This is a genomic window from Streptococcus mobilis, from assembly GCF_059727625.1.
Genome location: NZ_AP041823.1, coordinates 2,023,338 through 2,039,662, shown reverse-complemented (window position 1 = coordinate 2,039,662; position 16,325 = coordinate 2,023,338). Strand labels below are relative to the sequence as shown.

Below are 16,325 nucleotides of genomic sequence, written 5' to 3'. Positions count from 1 at the left end.
CCACTGCGTCTTGATCGACAGTCCAAAAATAATTGAGAGGCTAGGACTTTTGTCCCAGCCTCTTTTTATCGTGCTTTGGAATTTTCATGTGTTATGGAATAATATTTTTATTTTAAATTTTGTAACAGAAATGATAAATACTAATTAAAGAGGACTTGCGTAGATGCTTGGGAATCAAGCGTTTGTGGTGTTTTCAGGCGGAGGAATATTTGCCAACAAATTGCAATACAAATTAACTGATTTTGTAATAATTCTAGTGTATACTATTAAGAGTAGATCACAGGTCTACATTGTTGCAAGGGGAGAACTTCCCACATACATGTCTATTGACAATAAAACTTGATCGTAATATCGCTGTTAGTAAAATGAGAGTTTGAATATGGCGTAGATTTTATCGACCTTTTTCATATTAAAAAATATTTTTCAAATTCCCCTTGCGCAAGCTCTTCCGGATTCCTCCGGGAGAGTTTTTTGTTTAGGAGAAAAGGTAGAAGGCCTATCAAGTCTCCTTTGAAAGAGTGGCTCAGCAGGCGTCATTTATGGTAAAATAGAACATATTCGTAGAGGGGAAGGAGTGAGGACTTTGTTGAAGATTTTTGTGTTAGAAGATGAATGGATCCAACAATCGCGTATCGAAACGGTCTTGCAGGATCTCATCCGTCAAAAATCCTTGCAATGCAAAGCGCCAGAAGTGTTTGGAAAGTCAAGCCAGTTGCTGGATGCTATCACAGAGAGAGGCGCTCATCACCTATTCTTTTTAGATATCGAGATTAAAGGTGAGGAGAAAAAGGGGCTAGAGATCGCAAAAGAGATTCGTAAGAAAGACCCCCATGCGACCATTGTCTTTGTCACTACTCACTCTGAATTCATGCCCATTACCTTTCAGTACAAAGTGGCTGCCTTGGATTTTATTGATAAAACACTGGGTGAGGAAGAGTTCAAAGAGAGAATCAGCTCAGCCATCGACTATACCTTGGAGCAAGCTGGGACCACGATTGCGCAAGATGCCTTTACGTTTGAGAGTGCGATGGCGCGTGTACAAGTTCCTTTTAATAAGATTTTGTATGTTGAAACGTCTCCAACCATTCACAAGGTCATTTTACACACCCAGGAAGAGCGCTTGGAATTTTACGCTAGTATTGCCGATATCGAAAAAGCAGATCCCCGCTTGTATCGGTGCCACCGCTCCTTTGTGGTGAATCCGCAAAATATTACGAAGATTGATAAAGAAGCCAAGAAAGCTTTTTTTGAAAATGGGGACAATTGCTTGATCTCACGGACCAAGTACAGAGGCTTACTGGAAGCTTTGAAAAAATAGAAGGGAGAAAGAATTGCTGTTAGATATTCTAATGTCTTACCTAAAGTTCTTCGTCAGCATGCTGATCTATCGTCATATCAGTAGACAAGAGTTCACCTTGCGCTGGCTCTTTTTGTGCCCCTTCTTCTTTGCAATTATCTTTACCCTTATGCCACCGGTAGGCTTTTTTGGCTATTTCTTAGTATTTATTGCCTATAGTTTCTATCGAAATCGTAACATACGACACCTTTTGAATATTTTTTACGGGCTCTACCCGGTTGTCATGGAGAGTCTCATTGGACGCCTCCTAGCCTTTTATGTCTTTCCAATGCTAGGGATCGTACTTGTTCATGAGGCATCTGTCAGCTGGTATGATGCTCTACTTGAATTGCTGGTCTTTCCTGTTTATATAGGAATCACTAAATTGTTAAAACTAGATTTTACAGATCTAAAAGTAGGATTTCAACGGCAGTATTTTAATCGTTTCTTACTCCCAATGGATCTTTCCATGTTTGTGTATTTGCTCAGTGTTGTAGGTCTGGTGGTTTTTGAGGATATTATTCCGCATGCAGATGCTTTGCGGAAACAGTTAAATAGTATTTATTTGATTTTGTTTTTTGTGATGCTCTTGTATTTCAATGCAGTGTCCAAAGAACGATTGAAACAAGAGATTCTGGAACAAAAAGATAGGCAACTGCAGGAGTTAGCCACCTATAGCCAACACGTCGAAATGCTCTACGGGGAGATTCGTGCCTTTCGTCATGATTACCTGAATATTTTAACCAGTCTCAAATTAAGTATTGAGCACGAAGACCTCAATGCGATCAGGGAAGTCTATGAGAATGTTCTTCGAGAGAGTGGCCAGCAATTTTACAATAGTAAGTTTGATATTGCCAAACTCAGTCACATAGAAAATCCAGCTGTAAAAAGTGTTCTGTCCGCAAAATTATTGGAAGCTCAAAATAAAGGGATTGGGATCTCTGTCGAGATCGATGAACCTGTTCGTGATTTATTCATCGAGGTTTTAGATTTCATCACCTTCTTATCCATCCTTTGTGACAATGCTATTGAAGCGAGTCTTGAATCAGAGGACCCCCAGTTGACTCTTGCCATGCTTCAGGAGACAAACTCCCTCATCTTAATAGTTGAAAATAGTACAAAAGCTGAAAAAATAGATCTGGCGAGAATTTTTGAAAAAGACTACTCGAGTAAAGGAGAGGGCCGCGGTCTTGGCTTGTACAAGATCCAACAATTACTGGAAAAGTATCCCAAAACGACAGTGTCTACCAAGAGTTCAAACTACCGATTTACTCAGAGCCTGACCTTTTGGAAGGAATAATGGAAGAGAGAGTGGGACAGAAATCGGTAATTCGTTAGAATTCGATTTCGTCGTCCCACCTCCTCACAGTTGAGTAGGGCTGTAAAAGCTGATGAAATCAGCGTAGTAGAGCCCGCTCAACCACTGCGTCTTGCTCGACAATCCAAAATAATTGAGAGGCTAGGACTTTTGTCCCAGCCTCTTTTTTGACCATTCGCGACGATTTTTTGACCGATTCTGACAGAGAGCTTCCAAGGTTTTCCCCTTGAAGTATAATGGACACAAGATCAATAAGAAAAGAGGGATCGTATGTTTCAGGTAGCATCTATTACAAAATCATTTAAGGAAAAAGCTGTATTAAAGGGAGTGTCTTTTTCGATAGAAGAAGGAGATAAAATTGCCTTGCTGGGAAATAATGGGGCAGGTAAAAGCACCCTGTTCAATATTATCGCTGGACAGCTCCAGGCCGATTCGGGGACGATAAAGACTTCGCTTGATTTTCAAAGAGAAATTGGGATGATGCCTCAGGGGGATCTGCTCATCGAGGATCTAACCGTCGCTGAATTCGTCGAATTAAAAAGCCGGATGAATCAGCTGAAGCAGGCTGATATCAATGGACTCTTAGAGATGATCGAATTAAGAGAATCAAGAGAGCAGATGGTGGGAAGTCTTTCTGGTGGTCAAAAGAGACGCTTGTCCTTGTTGGTAACCATTTTGAATCATCCAAAGTTGATTTTTTTAGATGAGCCAACGACTGGCATGGACTTGGAAGCAGTGGATAATTTTTGGAAATTGCTGGAGCAGCAAGAGTTTACATCTGTTGTGGTGACCCATGATTTTAACCAAATTGATGCCTTTTTTACAAAAGTCTTGATTTTAAAAGATGGTCGAATTGCTGCCACAAAGGCTGTTGAGGACATTCACCAGGCTGGTCAAACCATTGAGCAGTATTTCCGAGAAGAGATGAATAAAGGAAGGGAACAAGCATGAGAAAGATTCAATTAAAACAAGTTTTACGAAATAAGCGCTTCGTATTATTCACCATTATTTTACCCATAGGCTGGTATATCTTCTTTTATCAGCTTCAAAAAGGGGTTTCACCAAGTATTTTATTAGGCATTGCCGTATTTATCGGGGTCATTGGCAATAGTCTCGCAACTTTTAGTAAGCGTATCGCCTCAGACATCGGCTTTTATTCTTTTGAATCCCACTTTACAAGCTATAGTGTCAAGAACTATTTATGGGATCAAAGCATCGTACAACTGATTCTGAACAGCTTGATCTTTTTAGCGGTGCTAGTAGTTGCTGTTCTAGGTTTTCACTTTCCAGTGACGACTAGCCTGTTGGTACAATTTTTCCTCTTATCCTTGATGGGAATCTACTTTAGTGTGATTGGCTTTGTACTTGGGGTGAGGGTAGATGCCAAGACGATTGATACCATTGGCTTTCCAGTTATTATTTTAGCAGCCATGACCATTATTCCCTTTGATACGCTTGGCGCAAGTGGAGGATTTATGGACTTAGTTGGCAAGCTACAACGGGCTTTCCCAGGCTATTATTATACAAAGCTGATCCAAGATTTGACCGAGAAACAAACGATCGATGCCACCCAATTAGGACTCTTTGTTGCCGTATTTGGATTGAATTTGCTATTTTTCTATCTGCTCGTACCCAAAGGAAAAATGGGGAACTAAGAGCAGTTAAAAAGAGGCTGGGACAAAAGTCCTAGCCTCTCAATTGTTTTTGATTGTCGAGCAAGACGCAGTGGTTGAGTGGGCTCTACTACGCTGATTTCATCAGCTTTTACAGCCCTACTCAACTGTGCGGAGGTGGGACGACGAAATCGAATTCTAACGAATGACCGATTTCTGTCCCACTCTCTTTTCTTTGCTATAAAACGGTTATTCGGTATTCGTTCGTCAAATACTTGGAAAGATCTTGCTATTCTAAAATTCTAATGGAGGGCTTTTTTATTACATGCTAATAGAAAAAATCAATGCCGTAGTTTTCTTTTAGATAGGTCGCTAACTCGGCTTTTTCTTCCTCTCTAAATCGACAGAGGCTAAGGGCGAGACGCAATTTCAAGGTGCTTGTATTGATGATGATGTTTGATTTAGAAATATTTTCTAACTGGGTGACTTCTCTGAGGTTAAAATCTAAATAGCAAGCCTTGCTGTTGACATGATCAGGGTCGCTAACATCCACTTCGACATAAGATGCTCGCAACAATTCTTCTTTTGGAATGAAGATTTCTTTTGAGAAGAAAAGCCCAGGGTAGACATAAATACCTTCAAAGGTGAATTCAAAGGAGACTCTGTGGCTAGTTAGTCTTTTGATGCCTGCAATTGTTGCGTAGATAGCAGCGAAAAAGAGAATGGTTGTAATCACAGTGAGAAGATTTAGTCGAGAAAAGTCGATCAATCCATGTAAGAGAAGAAAGAAAATTTGAATGAATATAGCCGATGCAAAGAGTAGATAGCCACCACCGACATATTTTGAATAATAGATTTTCATTTTGGACTCCTTACATTTAAAATGCTACGAAAACTTGGAATTTCAAGTACCCTTATCATAGCGGATTCAGGCAAGAACTGTCAATTGTTTGGTAGGGTTCAAAGGTGGTTTTTATTTTAAATGGAGTAACAATGGTGCAGAATGATTTAACTTCGTACGCTACATTATAGTATCTAAAAAAGTGAGCTAAATGCTCTTAAGACAAGCAAAAAAGCCTTGGTTTTCAAGGCTTTTTGTGCATAAAAAATGCCCCCTACAGGGCTCGAACCTGTGACCCATAGATTAAGAGTCTACTGCTCTACCAACTGAGCTAAGGAGGCAAATATAAAAAGCTGTATTGGTGCCGAAACTTCACGATTTGTATTGAACCCGCGCAATTAAGCAGGTGGGCAACTCGCTCTGACTTAGCTGCTTCCGCGTGAAACGGCCTGCATACTGCCAGAAGTCTTTTGTTTCCCTAATAATACAAAAAATAGTCGGTCAACACTTAAGTGTGAAGTCGTACACCACAGCGTTTCTATATGTATATGATACCACATTTTGGAAATATTTCAAGAAAAAATCTCATTTTTTTGAAACCGATGTCACTTTTTCTTGAATTGATCAATCTTCTCCTTGGTAGCTCCGAGAGCACGCTCGTACTTGCCGTTTTCATTGGGAATAAAGTAGGACGCGTGTTTGAGCTTGTCTGGCAGGTAGTTCTGCTTGACCCAGTTGCCAGGGTAGTTGTGGGGATATTTATAGTTTTGCGCATTCCCCAGTTCCTTGCTTCCAGCATAATGACCATCGCGGAGGTGGCGAGGAATGGGAAGGTTGCCAGATGTCCTCAGATCAGACAGGGCCTTGTCCATGGCAACGTAAGCTGAGTTAGATTTAGGCGAAAGGGCTAGATCGATGACGATGTTGGCGATGAGAATGCGGGCCTCAGGAAAGCCGATACGCTCCGCTGCCTGAAGGGCTGTTACGGTATGGATCTGCGCATCTGGATTGGCCAGGCCGATATCCTCATAAGCGATGACGGTCAAGCGACGAGCTAGGCTGGGTAGATCTCCAGCTTCGATCAAACGAGCGGCGTAGTGAAGACTAGCATCGACATCCGAACCACGGATAGACTTTTGTAGGGCAGAGAGCACATCGTAGTGGCCGTCTCCATCCTTGTCCATGGTGATGTAGCTGCGCTGGAGGCTATTTTCCATGATCTCTAGCGTAATGTGACGGATGCCTTCTGCATTTTCAGAGGTCGACAGCACCGCCAGATCGAGAGAATTAAAGGCGGAACGAAGATCTCCATTGGTCGAGGTAGCGATGAAATCCAAAGCGTCCTCATCGAGCACAACTGGAAAATCAAAGCCACGCTCGGGATCATCTAGCGCCGTTTTTAGAGCTTGCTTGACCTCCTCCGTCGTCAACGGTTCCAGCTCAAAGATTTGTACGCGGCTACGAATAGCGGGTGTGACAGAGAAAAAGGGATTTTCAGTCGTTGCACCGATCATGATGACCAGACCACTTTCGAGCAAAGGCAAGAGAAAATCTTGCTTGGTTTTATCAAGGCGATGGATCTCGTCTAAAAGCAGGACCAAGCCACCTGAAAACTTGGCTTCCTCTGCGATTTCTTGGAGGCGCTTTTTACTGTCAACCGTTGCATTAAAGGTCCGAAAGGCATACTTGGTCGTTCCTGCGATGGCAGAAGCAATACTGGTCTTTCCGATCCCCGGAGGTCCATAGAGAATCATGGAAGACAGACGATTGGCCTCGACCATGCGGCGGATGATTTTGCCTTCTCCGACCAGGTGTTGTTGACCGATGACTTGATCGATCGTCCGTGGGCGCATACGGAGTGCGAGATTGTCGGGCATTTCCTTCTCCTTTCTAGCTTTGTCTCCTTTCAAAGAGGCGTTTTTTATGGTAAGATTGTAGTAACTATTGTATCATATTCCGCTCTAAGAGTGGGAAATTAGAAAGAGGACGCTATGTCTAAATATGGATTTTTGGATATTTTAGAAGAGGAGATGGACAAGGTTTTTCCCTTTGACTTTGAGATCAATTGGGATAAAAAAAACCATGCGGTAGAAGTGGCTTTCTTGTTGGAAGCACAGAATACGGGAGGGGTTGCCTTGGTTGATGAAGCGGGTGAAGAGTCTGACGAGGATATCTTCTTTGAAGAAGCCGTGCTCTTCTACAATCCAGCCAAGTCTCATGTGGAAGAAGATGCCTATTTAACAGCGATTCCTTATGAGCCTAAAAAAGGATTGTCTCGTGAATTTCTAGCCTATTTTGCGACTTTCCTTCGGGATACAGCTGAGTTGGCCTTGGATGAGCTCATGGATTTTTTAGCAGACGAAGAGGCAGAGAGCTTTGAGATCGTCTGGAACCAAGAAGTTTTTGAAGAAGGCAAGGTTGGCCTAGAAGAAAGTACTTTTTACCCTTACCCGAGGTATTAGAAAAGATTCTAAGTGGACATTTTTAAATAATGAATTCAAGGAGAAGGGGGAGACTATGCTAGAAAAAGTCAAACAGTTTTTCAGGAGAAGGTCAGCTAAAACTGAGCCGTCAGTTGATATTCTTCCCCGCAATCGCTTTGCGGATCTAGATTTCGAGCGAATATTGAAGTCTGGAACTCGTCGCCTTGTCGATGAGGAGGGGCGCTATGCAGAAGATGGTACAGTCACAGAACTTGAATTTCCTGAAGACTTTGCGGAATTTGAATTTCTAGTTGGTTTTAATACGGAAGAGGAAGACCAGTTTAAGCAACTATTAGCTCGTTTAAATAGTATTGACAATGCTATTCAGTCCTATTTGGAAAGTGAGATGCAACAACCCATCCCTCAGTATGCCAAGAATCTCGGCTATACTCAGAAGAGGTGGGAGAAAACCTTTTACTTCCATCCTTGGATATTAAGCGGTGAGGAAAAAACGCCTAATCTTCGCTATGTTGCAGATTATGTAAATGATGAGTTTACGATTTATTTTGCTAAAAAACATGGCAGATGGCAAGCATACTGGGATGCAGAGTGCCAAAAAGTAATCGAAGAACGCTAGCTTGTATTTTCCTAGAGAGTAATTGTTATCATAGAAAAGAGTAAATATCATGGAATTATTGGATAGCAGAATGGATTTCCAAGGTTGCAAGATTGCCTTGATTTGTGGGGATAAGGTCTTGACTATCTTACGTGATGACAAGGACGATATCCCTTGTCCCAACATGTGGGAGTTGCCAGGTGGTGGTCGTGAAGGAAACGAAAGCCCTTTCGAGTGCGCAGCGCGTGAAGTTTATGAGGAATTGGGAATTCATTTAGATGAAGACTGTCTGCTTTGGAGCAAGATTTATCCTAGCGTAATCTTTAAAGACAAGCAATCGGTCTTTATGGTTGGTCAGCTAAGACAAGAACAATTTGACAATATTACCTTTGGGAATGAAGGACAGGCCTATAAACTGATGCCTATTGAGGAATTTTTGAAGTCTAAACAGGCAGTGCCTCAGCTACAGGGGAGATTGAGGGATTATTTGGAGGAAGGTTTATGATAAGACTTGAACGAGCAGGAGAAGAGGATTTAGAGGACGTCATTGCGATTCAAAGAGCTAGCTTTAAGGCTGTTTATGAAAAATACCATGATGAATATGACCCTTATCTCGAGGACCGCGAACGAATCAAGTGGAAATTAGTCGAGCGTCCCAATAGCTATTACTACTTTGTGAAAGAAAACGAAGAGAAGATTGGTTTTTTACGAATTCATACCAATGAAGAGTTAACGGAAGCTTGGTTGGGAACAGCAGCGATTTTGCCTCCGTATCAGGAAAAAGGGTATGGTTCTGAAGGATTGCGCTTGCTAGAAGAGGAATTTCCAACCATCACACAGTGGGATTTGTGTACGGTGTTACAGGATGCAGGCATGGTCGCCTTCTACGAGAAGAATGGCTACCATCAAACCCATATCGAGCCTGAAAAAGAAGGTATGGATATGGTCTACATGAAAAAATTGATTGACAAATAGAAAGGACGGTTCGGTTAAATTTCTAAACTGAACCCGCCCTAAACACTATGCCAAAAAGATAAACTTCTCTTAGACACAAACGTCTTCAGAGAGTTTCCTATTTTGGCTTTGTGTTTTACGGGCTTGGTATCTTAATGATGGAAACATGGCAAGAGTTAAAAGTTACAGTGAAACGTGAGGGAGAGGAGCTGGTCTCCAATCTCTTGATTGAGTTAGGTGCCCAAGGGGTAGCAATTGAAGATAGCATGGACTATGTGGGCAATGTGGACCGCTTTGGTGAGATTTTTCCTGATGTCGAGCAGCAAGAAGAGATCGTGGTGACCGCCTACTACCCGGAAACGGTTGATGTAGCAGCGGTTGAAGCGGATTTGCAGGCTCGCTTAGCAGAATTGACCGATTTTATGGATCTAGGAGAGGTCAAGATGGGGACGACTGCCTTGGCTGAGGAAGACTGGGCAGATAATTGGAAGAAATACTATGAACCAGCTCGTATTACCCATGACTTGACCATCGTTCCGTCATGGACGGACTATGAGGCAACTGCTGGCGAGAAGATTATCAAGCTGGATCCAGGGATGGCCTTTGGGACAGGAACTCACCCAACAACCAAGATGAGTCTCTTTGCCTTGGAGCAGGTTCTTCGCGGTGGGGAGACAGTGCTAGATGTGGGGACAGGTTCCGGTGTCCTTTCCATTGCTAGCTCGCTTCTTGGCGCTAAGGAAATCTTCGCCTATGACCTGGATGATGTAGCGGTTCGCGTCGCTCAGGAAAATATTGAGCTCAATCCGGGTATGGAAAACATTCATGTAGCCCCAGGCGATTTGCTTAAAGGCGTGGAGATTGAGGCAGATGTCATCGTGGCCAATATCTTGGCGGATATCCTGATCCATCTGACAGAGGATGCTTATCGTTTGGTCAAGGACGAAGGTTACCTGATCATGAGTGGCATTATCAAGGACAAGTGGGACATGGTCCGTGAGTCAGCTGAGTCAGCTGGATTTTTCCTTGAAACCCACATGATCCAAGGGGAATGGAATGCCTGTGTCTTCAAGAAGACCAAGGATGTCTCCGGTGTGATTGGAGGCTAGCATGCAGCAGTATTTTGTAAAAGGTTTGGCTAGCTCACCTGTCACCATTGAGGACAAGGAGACCAGCAAGCACATGTTTCAGGTCATGCGCTTAAAAGAAGATGATGAGGTGACTTTGGTATTTGATGATGGGATCAAGCGCTTGGCGCGCGTGGTCAATGTGGAATCCCGTCAATTGGAGCTGGTTGAAGAATTGGCTGACAATGTGGAACTGCCGGTCCAAGTGACCATCGCATCAGGCTTTCCCAAGGGAGACAAGCTGGAGTTCATCACTCAGAAAGTAACAGAACTGGGTGCTAGCCAAATATGGGCCTTCCCTGCGGACTGGTCCGTTGCCAAGTGGGACGGCAAGAAGTTGGGTAAAAAGGTCGAAAAACTAGAAAAAATTGCCCTTGGAGCAGCCGAGCAAAGCAAGCGGAATTTGGTCCCAAGCATTACCCTTTTTGAGAAAAAGGCAGACTTTCTGGATCAGTTCGACCAGTTTGACCGGATCGTGGTGGCCTATGAAGAGTCAGCCAAAGAAGGCGAGGTGGCCGCTCTGATTCAGTCGCTGACAGGATTGGAAGCTGGATGTAAACTGCTCTTTATCTTTGGACCAGAGGGAGGCCTCTCCCCTGCAGAAATTGAAAGTTTTACAGCTAAAGGAGCAGTGTTAGTAGGGCTTGGGCCTCGCATCCTACGAGCGGAAACGGCCCCACTCTACGCTCTCAGTGCCGTGAGTGTTGTTACAGAATTAATGAACTAACGAAGTGAAGGAATCGCTTCGTTAGTTTTTTTACAAGAATGATGAAAGCAAGGTGGATCCCAGAATGATCTTCGAGAAGTATCCGTATATGAAAGTAGCTTCATTGGTTCCCATCTGCTTCTAAAAGTGTTAAAATAGTATCCAAGAAACTGGAGAAAATACATGCCGAAAGAAGAGAATTTAACAGGGGACCAAGTCGTTGCCCTTACAAAAAAATATTTATCACCTGAAGATGTTGCTTTTGTGCAAAAGGCTTTGGTCTATGCGGTTGATTGCCATAATGGGCAATTCCGTCAGTCTGGCGAGCCTTATATCATCCACCCAATTCAAGTGGCAGGAATCCTTGCCAAGCTGAAACTGGATGCTGTGACGGTCGCCTGTGGCTTTTTGCATGATGTCGTGGAAGATACGGATGCGACTTTAGATGATTTAGAGCGCGAATTTGGTCATGATGTGCGCGTGATTGTCGATGGGGTGACCAAGCTCGGGAAGGTCAAGTACAAGTCCCATGAAGAGCAGTTGGCGGAAAACCATCGCAAGATGCTCATGGCCATGTCTCAAGATATCCGTGTCATTTTGGTCAAATTGGCAGACCGCTTGCATAATATGCGTACCCTCAAGCATTTGCGCAAGGATAAGCAAGAGCGCATTTCGCGTGAGACCATGGAGATCTATGCGCCACTCGCCCACCGTCTCGGGATTTCCAGCGTCAAATGGGAACTGGAGGATTTGTCTTTCCGTTATTTGAATGAGACAGAATTCTACAAGATTTCTCATATGATGAAGGAAAAACGTCGCGAGCGAGAAGAGTTGGTCGAAGAGGTTGTCCGCAAGATCGAGACCTATGCTGGGGAACGCCATTTGCATGGGAAAATTTATGGTCGCCCAAAGCACATCTACTCGATCTATCGCAAGATGCAGGATAAAAAGAAACGCTTCGATGAAATCTATGACTTGATTGCCATCCGCTGTATCCTGGATACCCCAAGCGATGTCTATGCCATGCTAGGCTACATCCATGAGCTCTGGAAGCCAATGCCAGGGCGTTTTAAGGACTATATTGCCAACCGGAAGGCCAATGGCTACCAGTCCATCCATACGACTGTCTACGGCCCTAAAGGACCGATTGAATTCCAGATCCGAACCAAGGAAATGCATGAAGTCGCTGAGTACGGGGTTGCGGCTCACTGGGCCTATAAAAAAGGCATCAAAGGTCAGGTTAACAGTAAGGAATCTGCTATTGGGATGAACTGGATCAAGGAGATGATGGATCTCCAAGACCAGTCAGGCGACGCCAAAGAATTTGTTGAAAATGTAAAAGAAGATATTCTAGCGGAAGAAATTTATGTCTTCACACCAGACGGAACCGTGCGCTCGCTTCCCAAAGATTCCGGACCGATCGATTTTGCCTATGAAATCCACACCAAGGTTGGGGAAAAAGCGATTGGTGCCAAGGTCAACGGCCGGATGGTGCCCCTCAATACCAAACTTCGGACGGGAGATCAGGTGGAGATTATCACCAATGCCAATTCCTTTGGTCCGAGTCGTGACTGGTTGACCCTTGTTAAAACTAGCAAGGCGCGCAACAAGATCCGTCAATTCTTTAAAAATCAAGACAAGGAATTGTCGATTAACCGTGGCCGTGACCTCTTGATGGCCCAATTCCACGAGCATGACTTGGTAGCCAATAAGTTCATGGATAAAAAGCACATGGACAAAGTGCTACAAAAATCAAGCTATAAGACAGAAGAAGCCTTGTTTGCGGCGATTGGTTTTGGAGAAGTGGGAGCTATTTCTATCTTTAACCGTTTGACGGAGGATGAACGCCGAGAAGAAGAGCGGGCTAAGGCACGCGCAGAAGCAGAAGAGCTAGTCAAAGGTGGCGAGGTCAAGGTTGAAAATAAAAAAGATACCTTGAAGGTCCGTCATGAAGGTGGCGTGGTTATCCAAGGAGCTTCTGGCCTCTTGATTCGGATTGCTAAGTGCTGTAACCCAGTTCCAGGCGATGAAATTGTCGGCTACATCACCAAAGGACGTGGGGTCGCCATTCACCGTCGAGACTGTATGAATCTTCGCGCTCAAGACAACTACGAGCAACGCTTGATTGATGTAGAATGGGAAGATAACAACACGACCAAAGACTATATCGCCCACATTGATATTTACGGACTCAACCGTGCCGGACTTCTTAACGATGTACTCCAAGTCCTCTCCAATACAGCTAAGATGATCTCAACTGTCAATGCCCAACCAACCAAAGACATGAAATTTGCCAATATCCACATTTCCTTTGGGATTCCGAACCTATCGATGTTGACAACGGTTGTGGATAAGATTAAGAGTGTGCCGGAGGTATACTCTGTTAAGCGTACTAACGGCTAGTCTTCTGCTCAGTTATCTTTTATGGCTTCGTTAGCTCGTCTCGCCGTACTTCAGTACTGTCTGCATCTCACTGCCTTGTCTGAAGTTGATGTTCTTTGAAGGTTAGTAGTGAATGCCAAATAGATTTATAAAATAGGATAATCAAATGAAATTAGTGATTCAACGGGTTAAGAGTGCCTCAGTTTCCATTGATGGTCAAGTCTACAATGCAATCCAGCAAGGTTTGCTGCTCCTAGTAGGTGTCGGTCCAGATGACGATCAGAAAGATTTAGATTATGCGGTTCGAAAGGTATCGCAGATGCGTATTTTCTCAGATGAGGAAGATAAGATGAATCTTTCGGTCAAAGATATCCAAGGGGAAATTTTGTCGATCTCTCAATTTACCCTCTTTGCGGACACCAAAAAAGGCAACCGTCCTGCTTTTACAGGGGCTGCCAAGCCAGATATGGCCAGTCAGTTATATGATGCCTTTAATGATCAATTAGAAAAAGAAGTCCCTGTCAAACGAGGGATCTTTGGGGCCGATATGGCGATTGAATTGATCAATGATGGTCCAGTGACGATTTTGTTAGATACAAAAAATCCATAAGTAAGAAAACATGCAGTCGGTTTAGACTGCATGTTTTTCGATATAGAGTTGTTGGGCGATCACTTGGTTGATAGAAATTTCTTGTCCATGGATGATTAAGTGATAGAGGCCTGTGTAGTCATCATACCGTTGAAACGCGATAGTATTCCCAATCTGGAGATGGATCTGGTCTAAGAATTTTAGCAATTCATAGGTGTCATGGACCCTTTGCAGAATATACAGACCAGGTTGGGTCGCTTCGCTGAGACGGTCTTGGTAGGCTTCGACAAGCCTTTCGCCTTTCTTTGGAATTGTCCCACCGTGAGGGCAGGTCTTAGGAGTTCCAAGCATGTGATCCAGCTGGTCAATGAAATGTTCAGAAACGGTATGCTCGAGAACTTCTGCCTCTTCATGGACTTCTTCAGTTGTATAGTCAAGTTTTTCCAGAAGAAATACTTCGATCAAGCGGTGCTTGCGGTAGAGATCAGAGACCAACTGTGATCCTAGATCCGTTAGTAGATACCCATGGGCCTTGTCTTTTACCAAGAGGCCCTCAGAGACCATACGCTTAATCATCTCGGTCACAGCGGGTGGAGAGACCTGCATGCGACTGGCGATTTCCTTGTTGCTGATTTTTTCTACTTCTGTGCCAATTTCATAAATGCACTTGAGGTAATCTTCTTTGTTTGGTGTCATGCTTTCCTCTTTTCTTCGCTCACTTCTAGTATATCAAAAATCTCCTCAAAAACGCTAGTGGAGTAATGAGAATTGTCTCAAGCTCCAAAAGATGGTAGTATAGAAGCATAGAAAGGACGGCACTATGAACAGACGGGAATTAGTGAGATTAGGCTGGAGAGAGAGTAGTTTAGCCTATCTAGAGAAGCACTTGCAGGGATTGAAAGATCCACAAGCCTACCAAGAACAATACCAGTCTGTCTTTTTCTTTGCCAGTCCTCTGTTTCAAAATATGTGGTTTCAAGAGATCAAAGATCTAACGGAAACGGCTGCCCAAGACTTGCTGAGGGGAGTCATGAAAATTCTTCTTATGCCAAGTGACCTGTCCGGAACTTGTGAAGAAACAGCCTTTCTTCTGAGTAGGATGGCTCCAGATTGTCCGCCAAGTTCCGACTTTTGGAAGGCTTTTTCACACGTCGTGCAAATCGCCTTTGAAAAGGATCCCTTAGCAGATCAGTCGGGAGATCAGCTCTTGAAACGCCAGGTTCACCAGTTACGCTACCTACTTTCAAGTTACCAAGCCCAATGGGTTCGGACGCATAAGGCCAGAGCTGGACAGACTGACGAGGAGGCCTTACAAGCTTACATACAAAAGGCTAGAGCGGTCACGGTGGATGCTTATGCGGCTGCCCGCCTTCACAATAAGGTCTCCCTAGGGCCAGATGGTCACCTTCATTATCCATCAGGGGCCTCCCAACAAGTCAATTTCAAGGTCTTGTTAAATTTCCATACGGAGTATATTCTCGATCAAGCCGGGCGTTTTCTCAATGAAGTCGATCCAGTAGAAGTTTCTGAAAATGGCATTGTCAATGGGGCTAGTTTTAACTACGGGCTGGCTAGGGGACGGACCCATAAGGACTTAGATATTGACCCCGTCAAAGCTTGGGACCCAGCCTTTCGGAAGCAGGTCCTTTATCGTCAAGGTGTTCGCTATCTAGCCCCTAAAAATGATCGCAGTGTCGAAGGCTACTGGAGTCGAAAAGGGGTCTTTGCACAAGGAGGCAAGAGCTACAAGCAACAAGTGGCACAGCGCGTGCGGAGTTTCCTCAGAGGCATCCCTCGCTTACGCTGGCGCGTCCTCCTACAGAATGGACTCCATCGGATTTTATAGCAATGGAAAAGAGGTCGCAGACCTCTTTTTTCATTTATCCAAGTGCTTTGACGGCTTTGATTGCAGCGTCGTAATTTGGTTCGCTGTTGATATTTTCTAGGTATTCAACGTAAGTAACCTTGTTATCCGCATCTAAGACCAAGACAGCACGCGCAAGTAGGTGCCATTCATTAATCAAGAGGCCGTATGCTTTCCCGAAGGAATGGTCGTAGTAGTCTGAGAGCATGATGGCATTGTCGAGCCCTTCAGCAGCGCACCATTTACCTTGAGCAAAAGGAAGGTCGACAGAGACCGTCAAGACGACAGTGTCTTCCATATCCGATAAGGTTTGATTGAAGTGACGTGTTTGCATCGAACAGATGCCTGTGTCGATGGATGGGATAATGCTGAGGACTTTTTTCTTGCCAGCAAAATCAGCTAAAGATTTCTTCTCAAGAGCTGGAGTGATCAATGAAAAATCATGGGCCATTTCCCCTACTTGAAGTTGAGATCCGGTAAAGGTCACAGGGTTTCCTAAAAATATTGCCATAAAAAGACTCCTTTTTTGTTTTTATTGTACCGCAATACCGGTGGA

17 protein-coding genes, 1 tRNA gene and 1 other RNA gene are annotated in these 16,325 nt (G+C 43.9%); 13 read left to right on the top strand and 6 right to left on the bottom strand.

The features are described from left to right. Positions 1 to 583: 583 nt before the first annotated feature. The 4 genes from AC6IZR_RS09800 (at position 584) to AC6IZR_RS09785 (ending at position 4,309) form a co-directional block, all read left to right on the top strand. Positions 584 to 1,318 (top strand): response regulator transcription factor, encoded by a 735-nt coding sequence (locus AC6IZR_RS09800; RefSeq protein ID WP_497848532.1) that lies wholly within the window; start codon positions 584 to 586, stop codon positions 1,316 to 1,318. A 13-nt stretch (positions 1,319 to 1,331) separates the two neighbouring features. Further along, complete coding sequence (locus AC6IZR_RS09795) at positions 1,332 to 2,636, top strand: sensor histidine kinase (protein WP_497848531.1); 1,305 nt, start codon at positions 1,332 to 1,334, stop codon at positions 2,634 to 2,636. Positions 2,637 to 2,924: 288 nt separating this feature from the next. Further along, a complete protein-coding gene (locus tag AC6IZR_RS09790) occupies positions 2,925 to 3,605 on the top strand; it encodes an ABC transporter ATP-binding protein (RefSeq protein ID WP_497848530.1) in 681 nt (226 codons plus the stop codon). Next, positions 3,602 to 4,309, top strand: coding sequence for an ABC transporter (locus tag AC6IZR_RS09785; protein ID WP_497848529.1), 708 nt, complete (start codon positions 3,602 to 3,604; stop codon positions 4,307 to 4,309). The genes AC6IZR_RS09790 and AC6IZR_RS09785 overlap by 4 nt, the downstream gene beginning before the upstream one ends. Positions 4,310 to 4,595: 286 nt before the next feature. Here the strand turns inward: AC6IZR_RS09785 and AC6IZR_RS09780 are convergent, their stop codons facing one another. The 4 genes from AC6IZR_RS09780 to AC6IZR_RS09765 form a co-directional block, all read right to left on the bottom strand. Next, positions 4,596 to 5,129, bottom strand: a complete 534-nt coding sequence (locus AC6IZR_RS09780; protein ID WP_497848528.1) for a hypothetical protein — start codon at positions 5,127 to 5,129, stop codon at positions 4,596 to 4,598. Positions 5,130 to 5,376: 247 nt separating this feature from the next. After that, positions 5,377 to 5,449, bottom strand: a tRNA-Lys gene (locus AC6IZR_RS09775). A gap of 5 nt (positions 5,450 to 5,454) precedes the next feature. Further along, a non-coding RNA gene (gene ssrS / locus AC6IZR_RS09770) (6S RNA) lies at positions 5,455 to 5,647 on the bottom strand. Positions 5,648 to 5,713: 66 nt separating this feature from the next. Continuing rightward, positions 5,714 to 6,985 (bottom strand): replication-associated recombination protein A, encoded by a 1,272-nt coding sequence (locus AC6IZR_RS09765; RefSeq protein WP_371495756.1) that lies wholly within the window; start codon positions 6,983 to 6,985, stop codon positions 5,714 to 5,716. Between the two features lie 114 nt (positions 6,986 to 7,099). Between AC6IZR_RS09765 and AC6IZR_RS09760 the strand changes: the two genes are divergently transcribed. The 8 genes from AC6IZR_RS09760 (at position 7,100) to dtd (ending at position 13,926) form a co-directional block, all read left to right on the top strand. Further along, positions 7,100 to 7,570 (top strand): DUF3013 family protein, encoded by a 471-nt coding sequence (locus AC6IZR_RS09760; protein WP_118095963.1) that lies wholly within the window; start codon positions 7,100 to 7,102, stop codon positions 7,568 to 7,570. Between the two features lie 55 nt (positions 7,571 to 7,625). Then, a complete protein-coding gene (locus AC6IZR_RS09755; RefSeq protein WP_497848527.1) occupies positions 7,626 to 8,168 on the top strand; it encodes a hypothetical protein in 543 nt (180 codons plus the stop codon). 49 nt (positions 8,169 to 8,217) lie between these two features. Continuing rightward, positions 8,218 to 8,652 carry an NUDIX hydrolase gene (locus tag AC6IZR_RS09750; RefSeq protein WP_031574864.1) on the top strand — a complete coding sequence of 145 codons (435 nt, stop codon included), beginning with the start codon at positions 8,218 to 8,220 and terminating at the stop codon, positions 8,650 to 8,652. Beyond that, positions 8,649 to 9,122 carry a GNAT family N-acetyltransferase gene (locus AC6IZR_RS09745; RefSeq protein ID WP_340281282.1) on the top strand — a complete coding sequence of 158 codons (474 nt, stop codon included), beginning with the start codon at positions 8,649 to 8,651 and terminating at the stop codon, positions 9,120 to 9,122. The genes AC6IZR_RS09750 and AC6IZR_RS09745 overlap by 4 nt, the downstream gene beginning before the upstream one ends. A gap of 137 nt (positions 9,123 to 9,259) precedes the next feature. After that, positions 9,260 to 10,210 (top strand): 50S ribosomal protein L11 methyltransferase, encoded by a 951-nt coding sequence (prmA, locus tag AC6IZR_RS09740; RefSeq protein WP_148130441.1) that lies wholly within the window; start codon positions 9,260 to 9,262, stop codon positions 10,208 to 10,210. Position 10,211: 1 nt separating this feature from the next. Then, the gene (locus tag AC6IZR_RS09735; protein ID WP_497848526.1) at positions 10,212 to 10,955 is read left to right on the top strand and encodes a 16S rRNA (uracil(1498)-N(3))-methyltransferase; all 744 of its coding nucleotides are present in this window, start codon (positions 10,212 to 10,214) and stop codon (positions 10,953 to 10,955) included. Between the two features lie 162 nt (positions 10,956 to 11,117). Beyond that, complete coding sequence (locus AC6IZR_RS09730) at positions 11,118 to 13,337, top strand: RelA/SpoT family protein (RefSeq protein WP_497848525.1); 2,220 nt, start codon at positions 11,118 to 11,120, stop codon at positions 13,335 to 13,337. A gap of 145 nt (positions 13,338 to 13,482) precedes the next feature. Next, positions 13,483 to 13,926 carry a D-aminoacyl-tRNA deacylase gene (gene dtd / locus AC6IZR_RS09725; protein WP_024054704.1) on the top strand — a complete coding sequence of 148 codons (444 nt, stop codon included), beginning with the start codon at positions 13,483 to 13,485 and terminating at the stop codon, positions 13,924 to 13,926. Positions 13,927 to 13,947: 21 nt separating this feature from the next. Here dtd and AC6IZR_RS09720 read toward each other — a convergent pair whose 3' ends face one another. Beyond that, on the bottom strand, positions 13,948 to 14,601 hold the full coding sequence (locus tag AC6IZR_RS09720; protein ID WP_497848524.1) for a metal-dependent transcriptional regulator: 654 nt from the start codon (positions 14,599 to 14,601) through the stop codon (positions 13,948 to 13,950). A gap of 124 nt (positions 14,602 to 14,725) precedes the next feature. Between AC6IZR_RS09720 and AC6IZR_RS09715 the strand changes: the two genes are divergently transcribed. Continuing rightward, positions 14,726 to 15,751: a DUF3114 domain-containing protein gene (locus tag AC6IZR_RS09715; RefSeq protein ID WP_497848523.1), complete on the top strand. Its 1,026-nt coding sequence runs from the start codon at positions 14,726 to 14,728 to the stop codon at positions 15,749 to 15,751. 34 nt (positions 15,752 to 15,785) lie between these two features. On the opposite strand, the gene tpx is transcribed toward AC6IZR_RS09715, so the two are convergent. Beyond that, positions 15,786 to 16,280, bottom strand: a complete 495-nt coding sequence (gene tpx, locus AC6IZR_RS09710; RefSeq protein ID WP_497848522.1) for a thiol peroxidase — start codon at positions 16,278 to 16,280, stop codon at positions 15,786 to 15,788. Positions 16,281 to 16,325 lie beyond the last annotated feature (45 nt).

Excerpts from the sequence above, each read along its gene's own strand:
- dtd (WP_024054704.1), top strand. The coding sequence starts at position 13,483 with ATGAAATTAGTGATTCAACGGGTTAAGAGTGCCTCAGTTTCCATTGAT.
- AC6IZR_RS09735 (WP_497848526.1), top strand. The coding sequence starts at position 10,212 with ATGCAGCAGTATTTTGTAAAAGGTTTGGCTAGCTCACCTGTCACCATT.
- tpx (WP_497848522.1), bottom strand. The coding sequence starts at position 16,280 with ATGGCAATATTTTTAGGAAACCCTGTGACCTTTACCGGATCTCAACTT.
- AC6IZR_RS09765 (WP_371495756.1), bottom strand. The coding sequence starts at position 6,985 with ATGCCCGACAATCTCGCACTCCGTATGCGCCCACGGACGATCGATCAA.
- AC6IZR_RS09720 (WP_497848524.1), bottom strand. The coding sequence starts at position 14,601 with ATGACACCAAACAAAGAAGATTACCTCAAGTGCATTTATGAAATTGGC.
- AC6IZR_RS09750 (WP_031574864.1), top strand. The coding sequence starts at position 8,218 with ATGGAATTATTGGATAGCAGAATGGATTTCCAAGGTTGCAAGATTGCC.
- AC6IZR_RS09780 (WP_497848528.1), bottom strand. The coding sequence starts at position 5,129 with ATGAAAATCTATTATTCAAAATATGTCGGTGGTGGCTATCTACTCTTT.
- prmA (WP_148130441.1), top strand. The coding sequence starts at position 9,260 with ATGGAAACATGGCAAGAGTTAAAAGTTACAGTGAAACGTGAGGGAGAG.
- AC6IZR_RS09730 (WP_497848525.1), top strand. The coding sequence starts at position 11,118 with ATGCCGAAAGAAGAGAATTTAACAGGGGACCAAGTCGTTGCCCTTACA.
- AC6IZR_RS09790 (WP_497848530.1), top strand. The coding sequence starts at position 2,925 with ATGTTTCAGGTAGCATCTATTACAAAATCATTTAAGGAAAAAGCTGTA.
- AC6IZR_RS09785 (WP_497848529.1), top strand. The coding sequence starts at position 3,602 with ATGAGAAAGATTCAATTAAAACAAGTTTTACGAAATAAGCGCTTCGTA.
- AC6IZR_RS09715 (WP_497848523.1), top strand. The coding sequence starts at position 14,726 with ATGAACAGACGGGAATTAGTGAGATTAGGCTGGAGAGAGAGTAGTTTA.
- AC6IZR_RS09760 (WP_118095963.1), top strand. The coding sequence starts at position 7,100 with ATGTCTAAATATGGATTTTTGGATATTTTAGAAGAGGAGATGGACAAG.
- AC6IZR_RS09755 (WP_497848527.1), top strand. The coding sequence starts at position 7,626 with ATGCTAGAAAAAGTCAAACAGTTTTTCAGGAGAAGGTCAGCTAAAACT.
- AC6IZR_RS09745 (WP_340281282.1), top strand. The coding sequence starts at position 8,649 with ATGATAAGACTTGAACGAGCAGGAGAAGAGGATTTAGAGGACGTCATT.